This is a genomic window from Mucilaginibacter gracilis, from assembly GCF_003633615.1.
Taxonomy (GTDB): Bacteria; Bacteroidota; Bacteroidia; order Sphingobacteriales; family Sphingobacteriaceae; genus Mucilaginibacter; species Mucilaginibacter gracilis.
Map to the genome: position 1 here is coordinate 820,683 of NZ_RBKU01000001.1, position 23,043 is coordinate 843,725.

At 43.2% G+C, this 23,043-nt stretch carries 19 protein-coding genes and 1 pseudogene; 3 read left to right on the plus strand and 17 right to left on the minus strand.

What is annotated here, in order from left to right:
- Window positions 1–475 precede the first annotated feature (475 nt).
- Window positions 476–790, plus strand: a complete 315-nt coding sequence (locus BDD43_RS03380) for a hypothetical protein (RefSeq protein ID WP_121196352.1) — start codon at window positions 476–478, stop codon at window positions 788–790.
- A gap of 424 nt (window positions 791–1,214) precedes the next feature.
- Window positions 1,215–1,571: a hypothetical protein gene (locus BDD43_RS03385; protein ID WP_246001431.1), complete on the plus strand. Its 357-nt coding sequence runs from the start codon at window positions 1,215–1,217 to the stop codon at window positions 1,569–1,571.
- Between the two features lie 13 nt (window positions 1,572–1,584).
- Here the strand turns inward: BDD43_RS03385 and BDD43_RS03390 are convergent, their stop codons facing one another.
- From BDD43_RS03390 to BDD43_RS03420, 7 genes are all read right to left on the minus strand, one after another.
- Window positions 1,585–2,112 carry a DUF892 family protein gene (locus BDD43_RS03390; protein WP_040625844.1) on the minus strand — a complete coding sequence of 176 codons (528 nt, stop codon included), beginning with the start codon at window positions 2,110–2,112 and terminating at the stop codon, window positions 1,585–1,587.
- A gap of 16 nt (window positions 2,113–2,128) precedes the next feature.
- On the minus strand, window positions 2,129–2,491 hold the full coding sequence (locus tag BDD43_RS03395) for a response regulator (protein ID WP_008506486.1): 363 nt from the start codon (window positions 2,489–2,491) through the stop codon (window positions 2,129–2,131).
- 406 nt (window positions 2,492–2,897) lie between these two features.
- Window positions 2,898–3,728 carry a siderophore-interacting protein gene (locus tag BDD43_RS03400; RefSeq protein ID WP_121196353.1) on the minus strand — a complete coding sequence of 277 codons (831 nt, stop codon included), beginning with the start codon at window positions 3,726–3,728 and terminating at the stop codon, window positions 2,898–2,900.
- Between the two features lie 7 nt (window positions 3,729–3,735).
- Window positions 3,736–4,257 carry a Crp/Fnr family transcriptional regulator gene (locus tag BDD43_RS03405; RefSeq protein WP_246001433.1) on the minus strand — a complete coding sequence of 174 codons (522 nt, stop codon included), beginning with the start codon at window positions 4,255–4,257 and terminating at the stop codon, window positions 3,736–3,738.
- A gap of 144 nt (window positions 4,258–4,401) precedes the next feature.
- Window positions 4,402–6,003 carry a DHA2 family efflux MFS transporter permease subunit gene (locus tag BDD43_RS03410; protein WP_246001434.1) on the minus strand — a complete coding sequence of 534 codons (1,602 nt, stop codon included), beginning with the start codon at window positions 6,001–6,003 and terminating at the stop codon, window positions 4,402–4,404.
- Window positions 6,004–6,258: 255 nt separating this feature from the next.
- Window positions 6,259–8,523, minus strand: a complete 2,265-nt coding sequence (locus BDD43_RS03415; protein WP_121196357.1) for a TonB-dependent receptor — start codon at window positions 8,521–8,523, stop codon at window positions 6,259–6,261.
- A gap of 23 nt (window positions 8,524–8,546) precedes the next feature.
- Window positions 8,547–9,149, minus strand: coding sequence for a PepSY-associated TM helix domain-containing protein (locus BDD43_RS03420; protein WP_121196358.1), 603 nt, complete (start codon window positions 9,147–9,149; stop codon window positions 8,547–8,549).
- A 39-nt stretch (window positions 9,150–9,188) separates the two neighbouring features.
- On the opposite strand from BDD43_RS03420, the pseudogene BDD43_RS30330 reads away from it, so the two are divergent.
- Window positions 9,189–10,282, plus strand: a pseudogene (locus BDD43_RS30330) (ISAs1 family transposase).
- Here the strand turns inward: BDD43_RS30330 and BDD43_RS03435 are convergent.
- The 10 genes from BDD43_RS03435 to BDD43_RS30510 all read right to left on the minus strand — a co-directional run bounded on the left by BDD43_RS03435 (window position 10,197) and on the right by BDD43_RS30510 (window position 22,683).
- Complete coding sequence (locus BDD43_RS03435) at window positions 10,197–10,799, minus strand: PepSY-associated TM helix domain-containing protein (RefSeq protein WP_121196363.1); 603 nt, start codon at window positions 10,797–10,799, stop codon at window positions 10,197–10,199. The pseudogene BDD43_RS30330 and the gene BDD43_RS03435 sit on opposite strands and share 86 nt — an antisense overlap.
- A 9-nt stretch (window positions 10,800–10,808) precedes the next feature.
- On the minus strand, window positions 10,809–12,992 hold the full coding sequence (locus BDD43_RS03440) for a TonB-dependent siderophore receptor (protein WP_121196364.1): 2,184 nt from the start codon (window positions 12,990–12,992) through the stop codon (window positions 10,809–10,811).
- 41 nt (window positions 12,993–13,033) lie between these two features.
- Window positions 13,034–13,531, minus strand: coding sequence for a DUF3347 domain-containing protein (locus BDD43_RS03445; RefSeq protein ID WP_121196366.1), 498 nt, complete (start codon window positions 13,529–13,531; stop codon window positions 13,034–13,036).
- 38 nt (window positions 13,532–13,569) lie between these two features.
- On the minus strand, window positions 13,570–14,628 hold the full coding sequence (locus BDD43_RS03450) for a cytochrome-c peroxidase (protein ID WP_121196367.1): 1,059 nt from the start codon (window positions 14,626–14,628) through the stop codon (window positions 13,570–13,572).
- 1 nt (window position 14,629) lies between these two features.
- Window positions 14,630–15,403, minus strand: coding sequence for an MbnP family protein (locus BDD43_RS03455; protein WP_121196369.1), 774 nt, complete (start codon window positions 15,401–15,403; stop codon window positions 14,630–14,632).
- A gap of 11 nt (window positions 15,404–15,414) precedes the next feature.
- The gene (locus tag BDD43_RS03460; RefSeq protein WP_121196370.1) at window positions 15,415–16,380 is read right to left on the minus strand and encodes a DJ-1/PfpI family protein; all 966 of its coding nucleotides are present in this window, start codon (window positions 16,378–16,380) and stop codon (window positions 15,415–15,417) included.
- Between the two features lie 12 nt (window positions 16,381–16,392).
- Window positions 16,393–18,750 (minus strand): TonB-dependent receptor, encoded by a 2,358-nt coding sequence (locus BDD43_RS03465; RefSeq protein WP_121196372.1) that lies wholly within the window; start codon window positions 18,748–18,750, stop codon window positions 16,393–16,395.
- Window positions 18,751–18,841: 91 nt separating this feature from the next.
- Complete coding sequence (locus BDD43_RS03470) at window positions 18,842–20,092, minus strand: PepSY-associated TM helix domain-containing protein (RefSeq protein WP_121196374.1); 1,251 nt, start codon at window positions 20,090–20,092, stop codon at window positions 18,842–18,844.
- A complete protein-coding gene (locus BDD43_RS03475) occupies window positions 20,019–22,352 on the minus strand; it encodes a TonB-dependent receptor (RefSeq protein WP_121196375.1) in 2,334 nt (777 codons plus the stop codon). Before BDD43_RS03475 ends, BDD43_RS03470 begins: the two co-directional genes overlap by 74 nt.
- 112 nt (window positions 22,353–22,464) lie before the next feature.
- On the minus strand, window positions 22,465–22,683 hold the full coding sequence (locus BDD43_RS30510) for a hypothetical protein (RefSeq protein WP_246001435.1): 219 nt from the start codon (window positions 22,681–22,683) through the stop codon (window positions 22,465–22,467).
- Window positions 22,684–23,043: the final 360 nt, after the last annotated feature.

The following is a 23,043-nucleotide window of genomic DNA, read 5'->3' on the forward strand; positions in this document are numbered from 1 at the left end:
CTAAAACAACGGATTGAGAGTCATCGAAAAAAATACAATAGGGCCGGTAACTCTAATATCCAGTGTCCGCGGGCTCTGGTAAGCCACCTTTCTTTCGAAAGGCTTACACACTGAAATAAGCGAGCACCGACCCTATCATATTAAAATACGTAGGGCCAGAGTACTCAACTTACCATCGCGTAAAATTTACCAGATTTGCGGGCGAGGCTCGTTTTGGCAGTCTCTAAGAAACTGCTAAATTATAAATTCTAACTAATAAAACTAAGTTTTCGATTTGGAAACGATTATTCCGTCAATAGAACTATTAAGTGGCAATCAGGATTAAAAATTACAAAATCGAAAATATTTGATACTAAAATAAAACATTTAGTCCTAAAGTGAAAATATTTATTTTCAAAATGAGAATTTATATTGTCTATACTGGAATATTTCATGGATTTAGGTATGGGGTTGCACATTTTTGTTCAGAAAATCTATGGCAAAAATAAATTCTGAAAGGTTACAAAGCACAATTACCTCTCTCAAAGCACGATTTGAAACCAACACTATAAATAGCATGAACGATTTAACTGACATGTACGTTACCGGCATGTTGGCTGTATTAGGGATTGGCTATGATGGATTTGTAAACAAATGTGCGGCACCCGAAAAGTTTCTTCTTGAAGATTTAATCAAGTTATCACAAGTAATAGATGTGGATATTAATATAATTCTCAAAGTTGTTCTCAAACAGGCTACAAAAAACGTGAAGCCCAGAGATATTTCACACTTATTACCAAAGCCGAAATAAATGCCAAGAACAACTGCATCGTCAATCTGGTCTTGGGTTAATTCATTGGTATATGCTTCCTCAATAAGACGATCTATCAGTGCCTTACCACCGTCGTTATGTTCTATCAAGCCAAAAACGTAGATCTTTTCACCAGCTGTAAACGTTGGGGTTAAATAGCCATAGATCTTTCGATTGGTTGATTATTGGATAATCATTCAGTAGTTCTATTCCATAGACAATTTGTTGCTAATTCAATTCTATAATACGTACTTCTTCGTTAACTGTTAAGCGGTTTTAAAGTATCTGAAAGCTTTATATATTTGAGAGAACAAGGTTCTATGAGCAAACAGGTTGAACGGCTAAAAAAAAATTAATTGAGTTAACGGATGTTATAAATGCATTCCAGTCGGAAACGGTACAATGCATTGTTATTGACCGTATTTTGAACCATTTAGCAGTTAAAGACCGTGGAGGTGAAACAGATTTAAGCGGAGGGGATACGGCACTGGTATCCAACGCCAATAGCAAAATAAACCCTGTCCTTCTGGCAAATCCCAAGAGTAAAAAGATGGGTTCAACTAAAATCTTAAACCAATTGTTGACGACTGATTTTTTTGATACCCCGAAATCTATTGCTTCTATTACTGATTTTAGTGCCACGAAATATGATACCGTGCTTCAAACAAGTGAAATATCAGGTGTATTACTAAAGCTAATTAAGGTCAATAAATTATCACGCGTGAAAAGCGAGGAAAACAACCGTTATGTATATCTGAAACCGGCTGTGACGACAGCATAGTATGTTTGCTGAATTATTTTGTAATATATTTTGCTGCAATTAATAAGAGTAGCGTTCTATCAGCTTTAGCTTCATCGTAATTTTCCTTTAAAAGCTGCTTTATCTGTTTGTTTTTAAGTTTTACCGCAGCCATTTGAAGTACCTGAAACGAGGCCATCTCCACACTTTCAATATTTTGAAGGTAAAAAATGATTGACATATCTCTAAGTTCTGCCTCTCCTGATTGCTCATTAATAGCTTCAAAAGCATCATCCACCAAACCCGTCAAGCCGTGAATACTGCCTTTTGATATTTGTGCGTCCAACAATTCATAGATTACTTCCATTCGCGCTATTTGCTTTTCCACGTCATCTACCGTTTCCCTAATAGCTAACTGCAAGTCATTAAAATATACTTCGCTCTTGAGCTGCGGCAGCCTTTCGACCAGATGTGCCTTGGCATAATAGATACGGTTAAGGTGGTTAACAAAAAAAGTTTTTAGTTTTTCAGAACCTAACTTTATTTTTTTTGGAGATGATGATTTATCGGATAGTCCTGACATCAGCATTAGTTTGCCTCTAAGATAAGTGTTTTTTTACATGGGATAACAGATCGAAAATATCAAATGGCTTAGGTATATAGGCATCAGCACCGCATTCCTTGGCGAGTACAGCCAAATCTGATTCGCCGGAGACGAGCATAACAGGAAGGTGCCTGGTCTCCAATTGCGATTTAATTTCTCTGCATATTTCTGGCCCACTTTTTACAGAGCCGACTATGCGTACATCAAGCAAAACAATATCCGGCTGTATAACCCGGATATGTTCAGCAGCTTCACCCGTGTTGGATATAACGGTCTCATAACCGTTCTCCTGAAAAACAATATTTAATATTTCCAAGATGTCTTCATCGTCGTCAATTACGAGTATCCTTTTTCCCATGTTAATTCATACGCAATAATAGTCCCACCTATGACCTTATAGTCAACAAAGATTAACAAATAGTTGTTTGGGTTAAATGAATAATTATCAGGCAGATGCTTTAAATCCTTTTACCTAATCTCTACACACTATTTAGTGACAGACGAACCAGATTTTTCGAGCCATTTTTTGCAAGATTTGAAAAATTTGGTAGCTACAACTGAGAATATTTTCAAGAAAGTTCAAGATAAGCTGGAAGAATAGAAATTGAATGTGAAATTTTATTTATTTAAACTTTAAGATCAATCTTTTCTATTTCAAAACGAGATATAAGTATTCAGGCACCGGGAGTAGAATAATCAATTTGATAAAAAACAATAACCGCGTGCCTGTCAAAAAAACCGTTACCACTGGTTAAAAATTAAAATTATTTATGCGGCTTGCTGATGTGCTGAAATTCATCTTCGGCCAATCCGGCCTTCCAATAAACTACGGCGCGCAATTCGTCTCTGTTTAGCCCCATTTTTTGGGTTACGTAGGCACGAATTGCCTGTACCGGGGTATATTCTCCCGCAATCCAAACCAGCCTTGATCCAAAATCTGGGTCTGGAAAGCTAACATCCTTTATTGCGCTTAATAGCAAGCCCGATTCCGCAGCCGGTTCTCCATTCCTGCCAAACCATCTTATTATTACACTGGAATCGGTTTTAATTTCAAAAGTATCTACCGCACTACCAACTTCTAACAGAGCCATTCCCCTGGCAGACTCCGGCAATGATTCCAGCATAGCAGCTATAGCCGGTATAGCCGTTTCGTCTCCCGCGAATAAATACCAGTCTACCTGAGGCAACGGTTTACCGGGTTTTATGCCTATGCCAAGTTCATCTCCTATTTTAACATTTGACGCCCAGGTAGAGGCGCAACCTTCATCTCCATGCAAAAAGAATTCAATGCTAAGTTCGCCTTTTAATTGATCTATAAGACGGATGGTGTAGGTGCGTACAATAGGTTTAGTTGCCGGATTTTCCCATGATGGTCTTCCGTTAATCATCTTCGGCAATTCAGCCTTAGTTTGTCCGAGTAAGGGAAGAAATATCTTTAAATGCATACCCGAAGAGCATCCTATAGCATCTTTGAATTGATCACCTTTGAATGTAATTCTTCTTAGGTGCGGTGTTACGTCGGTTATATCAGAAACCTGCGCAATGGTGTAAATGCGCTTTTGGCTATTATCCAGTTCATTTGATATGTTATCCATTTTGCAATTATTTTTTGTTAATACGGCCTTTAAGCCGGCTTAAAGCCTCTTGTGATATACCCAGGTAATTCGCTACCATTTTATTTGACAAGCGTTGCGTGATGTGAGGATGCTCTTTCATTAAAAGTTGGTATCTTTCGGTGGCATCCATTGTAATGAAACTCATTAAGCGGTTTGTATTGGTAACGTATGCGTGCTCCAGGTAACTCCTGAAAAATTTCTCCCATCCGGGAATGGTATCCAGCAACCGGTAGAAATGATCGTGCGAGATATAAAGCAACTCTGAATTTTCAAGTGCCTGTATATATTCCAACGAAGGCTGCTGACTGATAAAAGCCATTAAACCTGTGGCGAAATTATTTTCAAATGCGATATACCGGGTAGCTTCCGAACCGTCGGCCTGTAAAAAATAAATACGCAAACAACCGCTGATTACAAAATACATTCTTTTTGACGCATCTCCTTCTCCTAACAAAATCTCATCTTTTAAAGCCCTGAGCGGTCGAAAACAAGCGAGAACGGTTTTCATATCCGATTCATTAATCGTTGTATTGGTCAATATAAATTTGGTCAGGGCGTTTTCCATTCTTAGTTTTAATAGTTCTTTACCAAAGGTCGCTACTTTTCCTATCCCCAACTCTTCGATTTAGATTTTATAATCATCATTAGGTGTTCAGTGTAAGTCAGTTGGAATATCCACTTGTTTCTTTTTCAAACCCTGTAGAAAGATCAAAGGGATACAACAAAGCATCACGACACCCAGCCATCGGTAAGAATCGGCAAAAGCCATTAACGAGGCCTGTTTATTAACCGTGTTATCTACTACTTTGAGCGCCATATTGCGGGCTTGTAAGGATGAATACCCTTTATTTATAAAACCGGATATATAAAACTGCATCCGGGATAAAAAGGCATTATTATAGCTATTGATATTTTCAAGCAGAAAATTTCGATGGGTGGCTTGCCCGATATGGATGGATGTAGCCAGCCCTGCTATACCGAATGAGCCGCCCAACTGGCGCATCATATTGTACAACCCGGCCCCCTGCCCAATTTCCGGGCCTTTCAGGTCTTTAATGGCAAGTGTGATCAGCGGAACAAACAACAAGCCGATACCAATGCCCCGAAAGTATAATGGAAACGTAAGATCAGCCAAGCCCGATAAAAGTGTGGTTTTGCTCATTAAGGTTGGAAAAACAAAAAAACAGCAGAACCCGGCAATAACAAATAATTGCGGTGGCAAGCCTTTTTTTAATAGTTTCCCGATAGTGGGCATGAGGATAATAGTAAATACCTGGCCAGGGAGTAGTAACAAGCCTGTTTGCTGTGCAGAAAAGCCTAACAGGTTCTCACAGAACTGCGGAAAGATAAAAACAGAACCATAAAGTCCGATACCAAATACAAAGGAAGTGATCATGCCTGCCGAGAAACTTCTGTAACGGAACAGGTGCATATTAACAACGGGATAATCTGTATCCCGTTCATGCCATATAAAAATCACCAGGCCAAGTATTGCTGTTACTGTTAGTATAATAATGTAATTAGTGGAAAACCAGTCTTTGTCTTCACCTTTTTCTAACACAGTTTGCAAGCTGCCCACTGTAATACTGAGCAAAAGAATGCCCCACCAGTCTACAGGTTTATCTTGCCCGGATCTGGGTGTTACTTTAACATAGTAATAGGTAAGTGCGGCAGCGATCATACCTAAAGGAAGATTGATGTAAAACACCCAGGGCCAAGACAAATTATCGGTAATATAACCGCCCAAAGCCGGTGCAATTGTTGGCCCCACGACAGCACCAAAACCAAAAATGGCTGTAGCCGTACCCCGCTCATCAGGAGGCCAGGTTTCCAGCAATATAGCTTGAGCGGTAGAGATGAGTCCGCCGCCTGCAAGGCCCTGCAAAACCCGGAACATGACCAGTTCTGCCAATGTTGTTGAACCACCGCAAAGCATGGATGCCAGCGTAAAAATGCTTATAGAAAATAAAAAATAGCTTTTACGACCGAACCTGTTTCCCAACCAGCCCGACATGGGTAGTACAATTACATTGGCTATTGCATAGCCGGTAGTAACCCAGGCCACATCTTCCAATATAGCCCCCATGCTGCCCTGGATATGTGGAATTGCTACATTGACAATGGTAGTATCTAAAAACTCAAGCATACATGCCAATACCATCGTGATAGTAATGATCCATTTTCTAAATCCCTTTTCCGCCAAACCGGTTGATACAGGAACAGTTTGTTTTGTGTTCTTTTTGTATGACATCATATTCTAATATGATGCGAATGTCTCAAGAACGCAGAGCCTGTGCATTGATCTACATCAAAATAACATCCTGGTAGTTAAGTTAATAATGTAGAGTTGCTACGGCAGAAAACATTTTTTAAAAGACAAAAGACAAGTTAGAAGAATGAAATTTATAGAGAGACTCGGAATTACTGTGTTGCAAACCAATATCCAATCAATTAAATCAGCTATTGCAAAAAGTATAATGTAGCAGGTGTAAAACAAAGACTTTTACACCTATTTAAAAAAATAGCTGATATGCAATAATGCAGCGAATTTGGTTCCTGGCGTGAAAGCAATTCCATCAACAGCGGACTGCCCTTTCAAACGGGTAATCGTCTCAAATTGTGTTTCTTTCCACTTCACATTTAAAAGGTTATTGACGGTTAAGCCGAACTCATATTTACGCTTCGTGTAGTTCAATACCAAGTCATTGATAAAGTATCCTTCGGCTTTTAACGAATAGTCTTCATTGGCTGCCCGGTCGCCCAACCAGCGGTAACGAAGACTTCCGTTGAATCCATCTTTAAAAATATAAGTGATGCCGCCTGTGCTACTCCATACCGGTGCTAATGGAATATAGTTTTCACCTTTAAGATCATCCAAAGAACGGCCATGCGCATAGTTAACATCCGCATCAAAGTACAGGGAGGTAACAGGTTGATAACGTCCAGAGAGGTCAAAACCAAGGCGTTGCGTACGGCCACTAAAATCAACGGTACCGCCGTCACCTGCATAAACATATTCCTTCTGCAAGTAACTGTACCATAAAGCGGCATTGAATAATAAGTTTTTCGCAGGTCTAAAAACTGTTCCCAGGTCAGCGCCGTAAGCAGCGGGCAGGGTTTGCAAACCTTTTTCAGCAACCACTACGCGGGTATCGTTGGAATGGAAACCTTTTCCCAGGAATAAATAGAACTGCGTTTTATCCGTTGCCTGGTAATAAAAGTTCAATTTCGGGCTAATTATATTATTATTGGCTGAGTAGACACCGGCACCATTTAACGTGCTGTCGCTGGCTAATTTGTTATTGTATTTATAATAGAACTGGTCAAATCTTAAACCAGCATTCAAGCTGAATTTTGGACTGAATCGGAATGTTTCGTTAATAAAAGCACCTGCCCCCAATTCCGTAATATCGCCTAACTTGAAAGGCTTGATCACTGTGAAATTATTGACCGTATTCGACAATTCTGAATTTGTCGTCATATCCAAACGGGCACTGATACCCGCTTCGGTATTGACCTTTGTATTGCCGATATACCCTTCATGCTGGTAACTGCCATTGTAGCCATAAAGGTTACGGGCTTCCCGCTGCCTGATCTCATCACCATTGATAGCATCTACCAGGAAAAAAGTAAAATTTGTATGCAGGTCAAATTTATAACGGGAATAATAAAGCTGATTTTTGATAATATCATGATTGGGTAATGTGGTCAGCAATTGTGCATTGAAGTTAGTACGGGATGTAATGCCGCCTTCGTTCGGATCAATGGCACCGTAAAATCCGACGGTTCCGTCATTCACAGCACTTTCAGGAATTTGTCCAGATGCTTTCCAGGTACTGTATAAGGTTGATGCAGAAAGCGTCAACCAGTTATTATTATTCAGTTTGCCATGATATTTGGTGAAAAAATTGAATCGTTTAAAGTGCTGCGGATTGTCAAAATAGCTATCGCTGTAACGATATTCAGTAGCCGCATACCAGGACTGGTTATTGGCTTTGGCCTTCTCACCTAAGAGGTTAACCATACCCATCAGGCGATAGGTATTGAATTGCCCTGCTTCAACCTTGACCATATTGGAACTGATCGCATTGGCCGTATTAAAATTCACAAAGCCGGTTACTGCCAGATCACCTTTCTCTGCATTGTACATGCCTTTTTGATAAGTGGTGCTCTCGATGGTTTCCGGAATGATAAAGTGGCTGTCCGCATAACCCTGGCCATGCGCCTGTGAAACCATGTTGATCGGCATCCCGTCTACGCTCATATTGATATCCGTTCCGTGGTCATTATCAAAGCCCCGCAAAAAGATTTGTTCGGCTTTACCGCCGCCCTGGTGCTGCCCGATAAACAATCCGGGTACAATGCGGAGTACTTCCTGAGAATTGGAAACGCCGCGCAGTTTGATGTCCGTTTCGCTGATGGCTTTGTAGGGGTTTCGGTTATCTGCGGTGATCACCACATCTGATAATTGCGTTTGCCGTTGCGCAAGGCTAATGGTTTGTCCATTTTTAAAATCGTCGAGCTGATAGGTTTTCTTTTGATAGCCCACTGCGGATACCGTCAGTACTTTTGTATTTCCCGCTATATTTTTGAAAAAAAATCGTCCCGTTTCGTCCGTGATGTCCGTCCTATTGTTAGGTTTTATTATAACCGTAACACCATTGATCGGCACTTGGGTTGCACTATCGATAATTTTGCCGGATAGGTTGCGCTGCTGTGCCGACAGACCGCTAATGATAAACTGTAAGCAGATAAAAAGTAAAAATTTCTTCATATTTTAAGCCGTCACGAAAATGCTCAATATTTCCGTCTGAACCATAAGATAGCGCCTGAGACCGATAAAATTCCGGGCAATAAACCTAAAACCACATAGCACCAACGGATAACGTCGCCGCCATAAGATCCTATATGCAGATTGTAAACTTCTGTTTCGAACCGCTGATCAAACCCCTGCTTATCGATATCAGAGATCTTTTTAAATCCTCCTGTTTCAGCATTAAAAGATATGCCGCTGGCCTTGCCCTGCAGCAGGAAGAAGCCGGTTGTCGGCATTAATCCCCTTAATAATACATCCGCTCCCTTAGTAGTTGGAATATTCACCGCAATCGGTTTAAATCCGGGCACGATCTTTTTGGCGCTCATGATCATCGAATCGACATTGGCCGACACGGTATAGGCCGCCTGATATTTGGGTAACTCCCATTGCTCCGGTGTGAAATACTCCTTCAGCATCCAGAACCCGGTAAAAAACAAGACAGCGGTAAAACCTAAAGACCATACACCCAGTATGCGGTGCAGTGACGAAACAGCCGTACGCCTGTTCTTAAAATTCAACCCGGCTTTAAATCGCAGGGCCTGCCAAAAGTGTTTACGATAAACAATGACCCCTGTTAAAAGCAGGGCTGTTGCATTCTAAAAAATAAGGAGTTAACTTTAAATATGAATCAAGGCATTATATCTTATTTGGCGGAACTCCCGGACGGTCGTCGTCGTGCAGGACAACGACACGACCAGACCTTTGTACTCTTACTTGTTTTGATGAGTACGATGAGTGGTTATCATGGTTATCGAGCTATTGGAGACTTTATAACCCGCAATGAAGTAGATCTTTTAGCTTCCCTGAAGCCGAAAAAGAACAGATTGCCAAGTTTTTACACGGTTCGGCGAGTAATACAAGACCTGGATTTTGACAAGTTGAGTAAAAGCTTTTATAAATGGGTGCGGCAGCACACCGATATCACTGAACAAGAGTGGCTACACGTGGATGGGAAAGCGATGAAAGGAACCATGAGCGACTATTCGATAGAAAAGCAGCGGTTCATCAACCTGGTGAGTATTTACAGTAGCCGTAAAAAGCTTGTTATCGGCAACGCACTTGTTGACAACTCTAAGGAAAGCGAGATACCTGTTGTACAGAAACTTATAGCAGATCTGGGATTGAGCGGAACAACTTTAACTTTAGATGCACTTCATTGTCAAAAAAAACTGTAAGGGTGATCATAGATACAAAGAATGATTATGTCATTGGCGTAAAAATGAATCAAAGAACGCTATGCCAACACATCCAATCGATGACCGCAGATATGATGACGGTCACCAGCCGGTTCTCTGAATGGGAATATAGCAAGGGGCGTACAGAACGCCGTGAAGTAGTTGTAAGCGATGCGGTTGGTCACATGGATAAACATTGGGCCGGCTTAAAACAGATCATCAAAGTAAAACGTATGGTAAGAGACAAAGGTAAAACGAGGGAGGAAGACGCATACTACATCAGCAGCCGTAAAGTTACTGCTCAGGCGTTCTGTAGCGGGATCCGGAACCATTGGAGTATAGAGAACGGCCTGCATTGGGTAAAAGATATGACTTTCAAAGAAGATGCTTCACGAATAAGAACAGCGAACGCCCCACAAAACACATCTATATTCAGGAATATCGCCATTAACTTATTCAGAACAAATGACTATAAAAATATGGCACAAGCACAAAGGCTCGTCGCCAATGATATAACGAAACTAAATCAACTAATAAATTAGAATGCAACAGCCCTGCTGTTAAAAGGGAGAGCAACATGACGATGCCCATGATCGCAGTCAATAGCATACCGGGTATGCCTAACTGCAAACTGTAATGCAGCGTATATAACCACCTGAAGAAGGAAGGCGCTACATCACCATAACTACCTTCCCTGATGATCTGTCCCGTATAAGGGTTTACAAATACATAGTACAGATAATTGTCTGTCAGCTTTTGCTGCCGCTTATACAACATGAATTCGTAGCAATCCTGTTGATCTGCCGGAAAATCATGTAATACCAGTTTCCTCAAGTTAGGATGTGCACGCAATACCATCCGGTAAAGCTGGTCAGCTGGGATTGGATGTGCTGTCGGCTTAAGCTGATGCAGTTCCGGGTTAAAGTAGCGATCCAGCTGATGCCTGAACATCAGCATGGAACCGGTGATACCATAAAGCAAAAAGAACAGACCCGCAAAGAGGCCCATCCAGCCATGCAGCTTAAATGCAATCTTAGTTAACTTCTTTTTCCAGGCCATGCTGATCTGTTAAAAGTTAAAGCCTAAGTTCAGCCTCAGCTCACGCGGCGGATACGGAACATAGGCATAAGTGCCGACTGTGCCGGATGAGGGTGTGATCCAGGCACTGCCATAATTGTAGCGGTTCAGTATATTATTCACGATTGCATTAACCGAATAGCGACCGTTCGTCCAGCCAAGACCTCCATCCACCCTGAAAACTGGTGCAAGCTGCAATTTCTGCAATTCATACCTTCCGGCTCGGCCTACCTGTAACTGATAACCGCTGGAAACAGAAAAACCTTTTAACGCTGCACCCGGTAGTTGATAGTTAAGCCAGGTATTTTGGATATGCTTCACCCGGAACGGGGTTGCCAGCCCTACGCGCAGCGGGTTGGCATCTTTGGAAATATAGCTGTCTGTGTAGGCGTAGTTAACCACCGCGTTGAGGCCTTTTACGATCTCACCTTTCAAGTCGAACTCAATACCTTTAGACAGCGTTTGGCCCAGCTGCGATTGAATATTGGTAGACGGATCTGTTACTTTAACATTATCACGTACGATGCGATAAACCGATACCGTGGTATTCCATTTGCCACCTGCCCAGTCTTTCTTTAAGCCTGCTTCCAGGTTTTTTCCCAGCAAAGGTTTAAAAGCCTCTCCGGTAGTGGTGCTTACGCCGCTTTGTGGTGTAAAGGTCTGGTCAAATAATCCATATACCGAAAAATCAGGCATCAGGGAATAACTCAGGCCAACTTTAGGTGTGAAAGCGGTGTTATCGGTGCTGCCCAAACCTGTTGTTACCGGGTTCTTCTGCACCCCGGTATTGGAAAAAGTCAACCTTGCCGCAAGTGTCAGGCGTAATTTATTATCTAATAAACCGATCTCGTCCTGTGCGTAAGCCGCCTGGTAGCTAATAGACTGCTGATCGGTAGCAATATCAGACAGGTTGCCCGTACGCGCATTAGCATCAAAGCTGATCCCGTATACCGGGTTATAAGCATCCAGCGGATACAGGGTTTGATTGGCCGTGGGGTCATTAGATCCTGAGTAGGAAAGAAAATGCTTGCGGTTCACATCAATTCCGCCCAGGAAATGATGACTGATTGCTCCGGTGTTAAACTCGCCACTGATGTAAGGTTGGATGGCTAACACGTCGGTATTTAACCGCTCGTAACTGGCCCGGCGCATAATGAGGTTAGGCTGCTGGGCATTGTACCTCGAAACAAAGAAATAAGTGCCCTCCAAATGGTCTTTGGCGTAGGCCGCCTTTACCGTAAACCGCCAATGGCTGTTAAACTCATTATAATAACTTAGGAAACCATTATTTTCTGTTGACTGATAAGGCTTCTTGTTAGGGTCATTAATGCTAAAATCGCGTGGAAGAGAAGCAAACCCATCAGGCGCAAACACCGTGGCGAAGTACTGCTGGAAACGCTGGGTCTGGAAGATGTACTCTGCCGAAATGGATGAGTGCTTATTAATATTGTATTTCAATACCGGGTCCACCGCTACCTTATCATTAAAGTTATATTTCTGGAATGATTTATCTTTTTGCCCAACCGCATTCAACCGGTATTGCCATTTACCCGACTCGTCTAAGTTACCGTCCAGATCTGCACTGAGCCGGTATAGATTGAAGCTGCCGGCAGTAAGGTTGATTTGATTGGAATGCGTACCCATCGGTTGTTTGGTCAATACGTTAAATGAACCGGCGGGATCAAACAAGCCGTTGATAAAACTGGACGGACCTTTAATAAATTCCACCCGCCCGATAATGGCGGCATCCTCGGCGCTTGGCCCTGCATAGATCATAGAAATATCCATCCCATTGCGTAAAGGCGTGATCTGGGCGCCGCGCATGTAAACATAAGGCGTATACAGGTCAGCATTATTGTTACGCACGGCACCGCTCACATTACGGGTGATACTTTCATTGATGGTAATTGCTTGCTGGTCGGCAATGACACTTTGATCAATTTCCTGGATGTTTTGAGAAAGCTTTAAAATTGGGGTATTTACCTTTAATGTACCGGAGGCTTTATCGGTTTTGTATTTTTTGTAATATTTAGAGGTAACCGTTACCTCTTTCAGGTTGTGCGTGGTCGTATCTTTTTTAACAGATGGCGTATCTTGATTAGCCAGTTTTTTTTGCTGTGCATACAAGCTGCCGGATAGCAATACTGCACCTGTTATAATTAAAAATTTATTCATCTAAAGGATAGTATATTTTGGATGGAATTGGGATGGACGGATTATTTTTTTGCTGCTGGTAATGTTTCAGTTACCTTGCTGCAATTGCTCATTCCCATGTAAGGGTCTTTGCCTTTATCGGTTTCGCTCAAGTAGTACGCTTTGGTCATGGTGCAATACTGGCGGTAAAGTACTGTGTTGTTTACTTTCAGTCTTTTTACCAGGTTATACAGGTTGTTAGAAAGGCTGGCGAAATGCTCACGCTGATGAGCGATTTTGTTTACTTCGCTGATATGCCTGCTGTCAAATTCCAGTTTAGGCAACAAGGCGGCTTCATCAGTACTTAAACCTGCTTTAGGAAGTTCGCCAATGGAAGCAAGTAAAGTTTTCGCTTTAGCTTCAGCAACTGTGCCATCGCCGCCGACCAGGGCGTCTTTCAAGGCCATATAGTTGGTGATCACCGTATTCAACGATTTAGCCTGGGGGCTTCGCGCTTTAACAGTTAAGATGGACGTTACGGTCATTGCCAAAAAAAGTGCTGTAATTTTTAACGTTTTCATGTCTGTAGTTTTTAATGGTTAATTTTTTCAAATGATTGTTATTCCGGTGCCTGGAAACGTTTGTCGTTCACAAAGTCCCGGTCGGTTAAGGTCTTCAAAAAGGCGATCAGTTGGCTTTGTTCAAGAGTCGTTAGCCTGATCCCGTAAACATTGTTTTGATGTAGAAGGGGGTCAAGGTTCGCAGTCGGCTTTACGCCGGAGTTATAATGGGCTAATACTTCTTTCAATGTTTCAAACCTGCCGTCGTGCATATAAGGGCTGGTAAGTTCAACATTGCGTAAGGATGGCACGCGAAATTTACCCCGGTCTGTTTCGAGGTGCGTAATACTGTCCCGGCCAATATCCTCCGGTTTCAGGTCAAGGCCGTTACTTCGGTAAGCCAGGTCAGTAAATAATGGTTCCTGGTGACAGGTGCTGCATTTTTGTTTAAATAGGGCATAACCTGCTATTTCTTCTGCCGTAAAGTCACCGCCTTTTTCTTTTCTGATGTACTTATCATACTTGGAATTTGCGGAAACAAGCATACTGGTGAACTGCGCAAGTGCCCTGAAGGTGCGCTGTGAATTGATCTCCGTCGTTCCAAAAGCTGCTTTAAATAAAGGGGCATAGGCATTGGTTTCCTGCAACCTGCTTACAATGGTATTCAGGTCGGTTGCCATCTCGCAAGGATTGGTCATGGCGTTCATTGGTGATACTTCAATATGATGCACACCGCCATCCCACATAAATTCTTTTTGCCAGGCGAGGTTAAATAAGGGCGGCGCATTTCTTGTGCCCAGGCATTCATCTACGCCGTGACTTACCGCATGGTCGAGATTGGCAAAAGCGGCAAAAGACTGGTGACAGTTCGCGCAGGAAATGGACTTATCTTTTGATATGATCGGATCGTAGAATAATATCCTGCCCAACTTGAAGCCATTGCTGGTTACCGGATTGTCTTTGAAATCATATACGGGCTTAGGGAAATTGGCAGGCACGGCGAAGCGAACGCTATCGGCTGCGATACTATAGTTAATTCCCTTAAATCCATAATTGAATGCCGTACTGACCATGATAAATATAAGCAGCACTAAAAAGACAATTCCCTTAGCTTTCATATCAGTTTTTTACTTGGGTGATCTTAAAAAGCCCATCCGCGTAATTATCCGCAACGACAACTGAATTTGGCCCGCCCATCGTGAAGTTCAGTTTGGCAAAATCTACGGTAGTTTTACCCTGGAACAAAGCGCCTGCATTAGCGATCAGTTCCAGTTCCGGTAGTTTGCCGTCATTGATCTTTAAGGTCTTCGGAAGCTTTTGTGTAAAGGTGCGGATCGTATTATTGGGGGCTTTTACACCACCGATATGAAAGGTCAAACGGTTCTTCTTAGCCGTAGATTTCGGAGACTCCCCCTCCAGTTTGACAAAGATGTACCCGCTGTTCCAGCTCCAGAACATCCCTTTGGCCGGGTCAAGCACACCGGTTTGCGCACCAGCGAAATTACGCAGGCTGTCCACGCCAATAGTAAACGTGATGCCTGTATATTTTCCTTCGGGGATATTAGCGATCTGCTGGTTTTGCGTAGCGGAATCCGCCGCGTTGACCAAAAAATAAGAATCAGGTATCGCTACCTTATCGCCATTCTTAGCGATCAGGCTAACGTTGCTGATATAGTATTTAAACGTGGTGATCTTAAAATCATCACCATTGGCGTTTTTATACAGCGATAAGCTATCATTCAATTTCAGCTCTTGGCCGTTCACCACGTTTTTAAAGTGAATCGCTATATTGCCTGTTTTTGTGGCTTTTTTAGGGTCGCCGGGGTTTGGTTTGGCCGAAGCGGCAAATACCATTAAGGCCAGACCGCAAAAAAGCATAATTAGTTTTTTCATGTTATTTAATATTAATGTGTATGAATTTCGTAACCGGATGGATTTTTCTTGAAACCGTTTTTACAGCGAGCTGAGCAAAAGCCGATGATCTTTCCTTTGTAGTGAACTGTGTCGGCAAAACCAGTTAAGGCCATACCGCAAACGGGGTCTTTATCATTATCGATCTTGATCTTTGAAATGCTTTCCGGATGCACCAACGGTGCCAAGGCGCTGCTGTACATCGTACGTACACTTTCCACAAGGGCTTTATCCATATTATGCTCACTGCCGCCCTTGACCGGTGGCTGCGGATCGTACTCCAGGTCGAGCATCACGGTTTGGGTGTATTTTTCTCCCATGATGTCGTTAATCAACCCGAGGCTCATATCAATACCGGCAGAAACACCTGCACTCGTCCAGTACTTGCCGCTTTGAACATAACGTTTATCTTCTGCGGTGATCCCAAACTGATCTTTTAATATCTGCTTACCGAACCAATGCGTAGAGGCTTCATGGCCTTTTAGTAAGCCAGTGGCCGCCAGTATCCAGGCACCGGTACAAACGCTGGTGGTGTATTTGGATTGCTTATCAATCGCTTTGATCCAGTTTAATAAAGCAGTATCCTTAGTTGCGGTATAAGTTTCGTTCAAACCGCCGGGAATAACCAATATATCCAATTGCTTTACCTCGTTGATGGACGTATCACATTGCACCTTCATGCCGTCGCCGGTAGTGATCAATCCTTTATGCCGTCCTACAAAAAACACTTTAGCACCCATCAATTCACTCAAGACGTGGTAAGGCCCCATCGCATCCAAAACTGCATAGTTATCATAAAGCAGGATGCCTACTGTTTTGATCTGCACTTTTGGTTCAGGGAGCATATCTGCCATTTGTTGTTCATGGCTTTTTGGTGTGCCAGTTGCTGTATCTTTTGATTTGTCTTTACACGCAGCAACCATCAAAATGAGGGTTGCCGCAAAAAATAGTTTTTTCATTAGATCTTCTATTTAAAATTTGGCGATCAAAGTTGTTCCGTAAGTTCTCGGGCTTCCCAAAAGGAAAGTACCGAATGAGCCGTAAGCGACGTACTTTTTATCCGTGATGTTTCGCGCCCAGAAGTTCAGTTCAAAGTTTTTACTGCTGATACCTGCTTTGGCATTAAATAAATTATAGGCTGGCTGGCTTAAGCCATTCACAAAATCAAAGTAATATTTGTCTATATAACGATATTCGCCACGGACGAAAGCCGCTAATTTTTGTTTGCTACCCGCAAAATCATAGGTGTATTGCGCCGCCAGCATCGAACTGACCGGCGGTGTGTTAATGGGCTGCTCGCCTTTGTAATTCACTACGGCTTTGGCATCTGCACTGTATAGCAATAGCGAGGTATAACGTGCATAGGAATAGCTGGTATTCCAGTCAATTTGCAGGCCTTTTACCGGAAGGGCCGTTACTTCCAGTTCAATACCTTTGTTATGCATTTCACCAACATTCAGGATTAAGGCGTTGATTCCGTCCATGGCCGTACTGATCTGCTGGTTGTGCTGTTCGAGATAAAATGCGGTCAGGTTGAATTTCAGCTTGTTATCCAAAAGCATGTTTTTCCAGCCGATCTCGTAATTGTCAGAATGTTCCGGTTGGTAAGGAACTTGTGCCGGGTCGGTCGCATTGGTGTTTAATCCGCCTGCACGGAAGCCCCTGGCATAGGAGCCGTAAAGCAGCATGTTATCCTTAATTTTATAGCTCAACACGAATTTGGGGGTGACCGCGTTAAAGCTGGCCCGGTAATCCGCGTTCGGGGTTAGTAAGGTTGCAGGGGCAGGATCTTTCTGATAATCGGTATATTGGCTAAGCCCGCGATTTTCATAATCGTAACGTACGCCCGCGGTAAAGTCCAATTGGTTAGTTAGCGAATAGGTGGCCTGTCCGAAGAACGCATAGCCTTTATTGTTGCCGTGGCTGTTACCGATGGTTGTAAATGGTGCACCGGAAGTCGGGTCAAATTGCACGTAATCCGGCCCATAAAATGTCGGCGTGATCATGTGGAGATTTTGCGTGAACCCGTAAGCTCCTGCTACCCATTTCAACTTGCTTCCACTTGCGGACGGTGAAGAAAGACGGATCTCCTGTGCGAAGATATGTTGACGCTGATCGGGAGCAGTGCTGATGGCGTCTAAAGGGCTGAAATCATAATCAACGCCTCTTCCTTCGTAATATTCGTGCCAGTTGATATAGGATGATACTGAAGTGAAGTTAAAGTCCTTGCCATAGTAGTTGGCAGCCAGCGAGGTGTTGAAGTTATTGCGACGTTCCACATTGGTATTGTTCGTGTTCACTTGGTAAGGTTTGGAAAAGACGTCTTCGATTGATCCTACCCAGGGAAAACTGCCGCGGTCGTTGTCGTTTTCGTTTTTAACATTCAGCGCAAGCGACCATTGTTTAGAGGGCAGGTACCGTAAATTAAAATTGCCTGAATAATCCTCGCGCCGATCAAAACCACTCTTTGTAAACTCGTTGTAATAGATCGATCCACGGTGGTTATAGGTAAACGAACCGCTGGCAAACAGCTTGTCTTTGATTAAAGGTTCTGAAAGGCTGACCGTATAACGCTGTTGTCCGTAATTACCGAAAGTCATTTCTGCATAACCGGAAGGCGTGTTGCCAGGTTGCTTAGTGGTGATGTTCACCACACCCCCATAGGCGTTACGACCATATAAGGTTCCCTGCGGCCCGCGCAGTATCTCGATGCTTTGCACGTCATTGAACAAAGGCGGCGCAGAAAAATAATCGAACTGGTAAACACCATCTACATAGGTAGCTACAGCCTGTTCGTTGGAAAATCCCATCACTCCGCGGATGTTGAAGAAGTTGGAGCTGGTGCTGTTACCATGTTCTACCACAAATAAACTCGGGGCAATGGCGGTGAGGTTGGTGATATCCCATAACCGATACTCCTTAATTTGTTTAGCATCTAAGGCGGTGATCGCCGCCGGGATTTTCTGTATAGCCTCCTGGCGTTTTTCGGATGATACCGTCACCTCATTGAGTTGCTGGTTGCTTTCCGCAAGTTTAAAATCGATGACCAATGTCTGGCCTTTACTCAGTTCCAAAGACTTAAGTTGGGAAGCATAGCCTACGGCAGAAACGCTTATAGTATAATTACCGGCTGTTAAATTGCTTATGCTATATTTCCCCTGGTTGTCAGTTAAGCTACCATAGTTGGTATTCAACAGCTTAACGGTTGTTTTATTAATGCCTTCTCCCGCCGATGTGGTAACGGCACCCTGTATTTTCCCTGATTGGGCCAATGCGGGGATACTAAAGCATACCAATATGAGGGTTGTAATTTTAAAAATTGTTTTCATAAATGTTTTTACATTTTATAGTTACTGAACCAACAAGCTCATTATTTCATTTTCTTCGGTCAGGTTTCATCCCGGCCAATTTTTTCGTAGCCTACACCAAGGACATTTCCCTATCTACGGTTGCGGCTTTCGTCGCTTTAGATTTCTTTCTACGTTTACCCCACCAGACATAAAATCCGGTGACCGGCAGTGTCGCCGAGATCAGGCTGGCGATGAAAGCCAGCACCTTAGTCCATATACCTAAAATTCCACCGGTATGAATATCATAGTTCATGCGCTTGATCTTATCACCCAAGCCCGCTTTTTCATAAGGGCCCGCTTCAAAGCCGCTGCCTTTGCCTTGTAATGGTTTCAGACTATACTGGTCAAAATACCAGGTCTCACGTAGGTAATGGGTATTCTTATTGGGGTTATAAAACACCATAAAGGCCGCGTTCTTTTTTTCAGGGTAATAAAATGTAAACGCGGTTTCCTCGACGTATGGTTTTCTTCCCAGGCATTCCGCCCAAACAAGATCAGCCTTATTGTTGAGCGAATCGCTTAGCACAGGATTTTTTGACATGGGTTTCTTTGCGGTTTTCAATTGGTGCCCGCCGCTCGTCAGCCAATAAAAACCCTGGCCGAACCATTTGTAGCCCATGACCAGGCCTGTAGTGCAGATACAGAGCAGAATGAGCATGGCATAAAAACCCAACACGTTATGCAGGTCATAGTTCAGCTTTTTCCATTTGGCCCCCCAGCGGATTGAGAAGCTCAGGCCAGCCTGTTTCCTGCTTTTCGGCCACCACAAGATCAAACCTGTGATCAATAGGAAGAAGAACATCAGTACGCCAGCGGGAACAATAACCTTACCTATTTCTTTTGGCAGCCACAGGTAATAATGTCCTTGCAGTACGATTCTGAAAAAATCATCCTTCATCACCTTGATCTTTAAGATCTGGCCGTTATAGGGATCGACGTAAATATTGGTCGCCATCGAGCCCATTTTCATGCCCATATAATTGACTACTGCCGATCTGCCCGGCCCGTTATAGGTAATGGTGCCGACGTTTTTGTCTTTAGACTTTTCTTCAACAATCTTTTTCAGTTGCGAAGGCGGCAAGAGCACTTTACCGGTTTGTACATATTGAAAGGGTTCGGTTACGCTGCGGATCTCTTTTTCAAATACCATGATACAGCCGGTGATGCTAACGATCACTACGATAATGCCGGAGATCAATCCCAACCAGAGATGGATAAATCCGATAACCTTTTTTGCTGTCATGATCTTAAAATTTAAGTTCCAGTGAACCGAGTACACGGGCAGGCATTTGCGGCGTGGAGGATACCCAGTATTTCTCATTGGTCAGGTTATCAGCTTTCAGCGAGATCCTGAACTTCGGCTGGTTGTAAAACACAGAAGCGCCTAATACATTAACAGAAGCAATATTTACAATATTGGCATCATCAAAAAAATTCTGCCCGTAGTAATTTCCACCAGCTCCGATACCTAAACCTTTAGCAGCTCCCTGATATAAAGTATAGCTTACCCAATAGTTTAGCGTATTGTTGGGCACCAGTGCCGGGCGGTGCCCCTGGATATCCGGGTTGGATTGTACATAACGGCTGTCATTCAAACCATAACCGGCGATAATGTTTAAACCCTGAACAGGATTGCCGATAAATTCTGCTTCCAGCCCTTTACTGCGCTGGGTGCCGTCCTGAATTGAAAAGGCGCTGTTGCCCGGATCTTTTCGCAGGATGTTCTCCACCTTGATATCATAATAGCTAACGGTAGAGGTCAATCTGCCGTCTAAATATTCCGCTTTAACACCACCTTCCCATTGGTTGGCGTGTTGCGGTTTAAAAGCGTTACCATTCTGGTCAAAGCCGCTCACATTATTAAAGCCGTTCATGTAATTACCGAACAGCGATACATGGCTTTTTACCAATTGATACACGATACCCAGCTTCGGTGATAAGGAACCTTGTTTGTAATTAGCACCACCGTTATCCACGTAATCATCATAACGCAAACTGCCCATCACATTCAGACGGCTGGTCAGGTCGATTACGTCCGAAACATAAGCGGCGTATATATTGCTATTGGGCTTGCTTGGATTATAGGTCAGCTTGGCAATCGCGGCATCAAACTGGTCTATGCCGACATATGGGCCTGATGATTTCCGATAATTGAACTTATCATAAGCAGCACGGCTGGAATAGAACGTATGCCTGCGTTGTAAATAATCAAGTCCCACTAAAATGCGGTGCTGCATGCCTGCCAGGAAGAACTTACCATTGAAATTCTGTTGTAGTTCCAAAAAGTTCAGATCATAATAGGTCTTTCCGGCGGCGCGGGTCAACAAGGTATCGCTGGCAATGGTAGCGGCTAAAAATGGATAATCGTAATCGGTATGCGAACTGGCCAGGTTGGTACTGGAAGTCCAGTTATCGGACATTTTATAATTCAGCTGCATGTTGAAATTGGTCACCGTTCCCTTAAAGGCTATTTCATTGGTCAGGAACGATTTTTTATAAATGCTGCTGCTTAACTGATCCAGGCTTTTAATACCCGAAGTTGCCGGGATGGTCAGGATAGGCGTGCTGGTCGCCTTGCGGGTGTAGTATTCACCTTCCACCAAAAGATCGAGGCGTTTATTGATCCGATAGGTAAATACCGGTGCCACGAAATAGTTTTGGGTAATACCGTAGTCCTGGAAGCTACCCTCGTGATGCGAAGCGAGATTGATGCGGAACAGTGCGCTCGAATCTTTGTTAACCGGCGTATTAATATCGGCGGTAAAACGGCTGAGGCTGTAAGAGCCGCTGGTATAAGAAACGTTAGCAAATGTACCATCCAACGGCTTTTTGGTTACCCGGTTCACCAGGCCGCCATAGGAGATCTGGGCACTCCCAAATAGCGTCCCTGACGGCCCCTTCAAAACCTCAATACGTTCCAGGTTGGCCGGGTCAACATCAGTATATTGCGGACTGGTTAGACCGTTCCTGATGAAACCAGGATCGGCAAAGCCTCTTAAAATCAAATAGTTTTGTCCGTTTCCCGCTTTAGCACCGCTAACCGCACCGGTCGCATTCGCCAATGCCTGCGAATACCCTACTACCGCCTGCTCTTTTAACAGTTCTTTGGGGATCACAGTATAAACCTGCGGATTTTCCAGGTTCTTCAGCGGCATCCGCGCGATATAATCGGATTCCTTGCTGACTGATTTATTCTTCTTGGCGGTACTGATCACCACCTCCTGCAATTGCGCGTAAGAATCACTGAGCAATATGTCAGGTACAGCCGTAGTCTTCCCTGCGCTGATGGCCACAGCCTGCTCCAAGGGAGACAGGCCTATAAAGGTTAATTGCAGTATATAATTGCCAGCCGGGGCTTTTAAGCGGAAGTTGCCGTTATTGTCTGTTACAGTAAGATATTTGGTATCTTTCAAACCAACGGTTACGCCGGTAAGCGGTTGTTTATCTGACGAGAGTACTTTACCCTTAACCGTTCCGGTGGCAGGGTCTTCAGTATTCGTGATATTTTTGGCTATAGCCAGGTTGAAACTGGTCATCACCAGCAATAGCAAGAACACGTTCTTGTAAAAATTAGAGAACATAGGAGTTTGTATAAGTACATAGGAATAGGCTGCGCATCAACTTAGACCGCAGCAAAAAATAATACATAGCATGGCTTACCCTTTTTAGAGCGTGCCAAACAAAATGAAATACTTATACGGTAAACTTAGGTGGTCTGAAGATGGTGTTAATATAGCGGCTGCTGTATTGATAGGTGTAAGCCGGGAAAGTACTTATTACCTTTTCTAAAATTGAGGGAGCAATAGAAGTAAATTGAAATGGCTCCTGGAAAAAAGAAACTTCAAGGCGGTTCAAATTGTCTTTGGCTTCCTGCTTTTTCTCGTTTTCCTCGGCCTGATGGATCTTTTTCATGAAATAGCACTTGCCATTGCAATGCATCCAGGGACGGCTTCTATTAATACAAAGGGTTTCCGCAATATATTGATGGTTCATTTCAAAGCCGGCATATACCATGAACAGTGAAAAGTTGGAACTTATCAGCGTTATGAGCAGCAATATGGCGGTGAACCGTTTGAGCATTGGCGCAAAGGTAAGAATTTGTGAGACTTCGGCAATTACATTAACACAACATCCCATTTTCAACGCTATGTATCAAAAAAGAGCGATCCGGATGAAATGTCAAGACCCTTTAGATTAGCAGAATAAAATCATTAATAAAAATCTCGTTATTGCTAAGATTTGGGAATGTTGTTGTGTTTCTGTTAGCAAAAG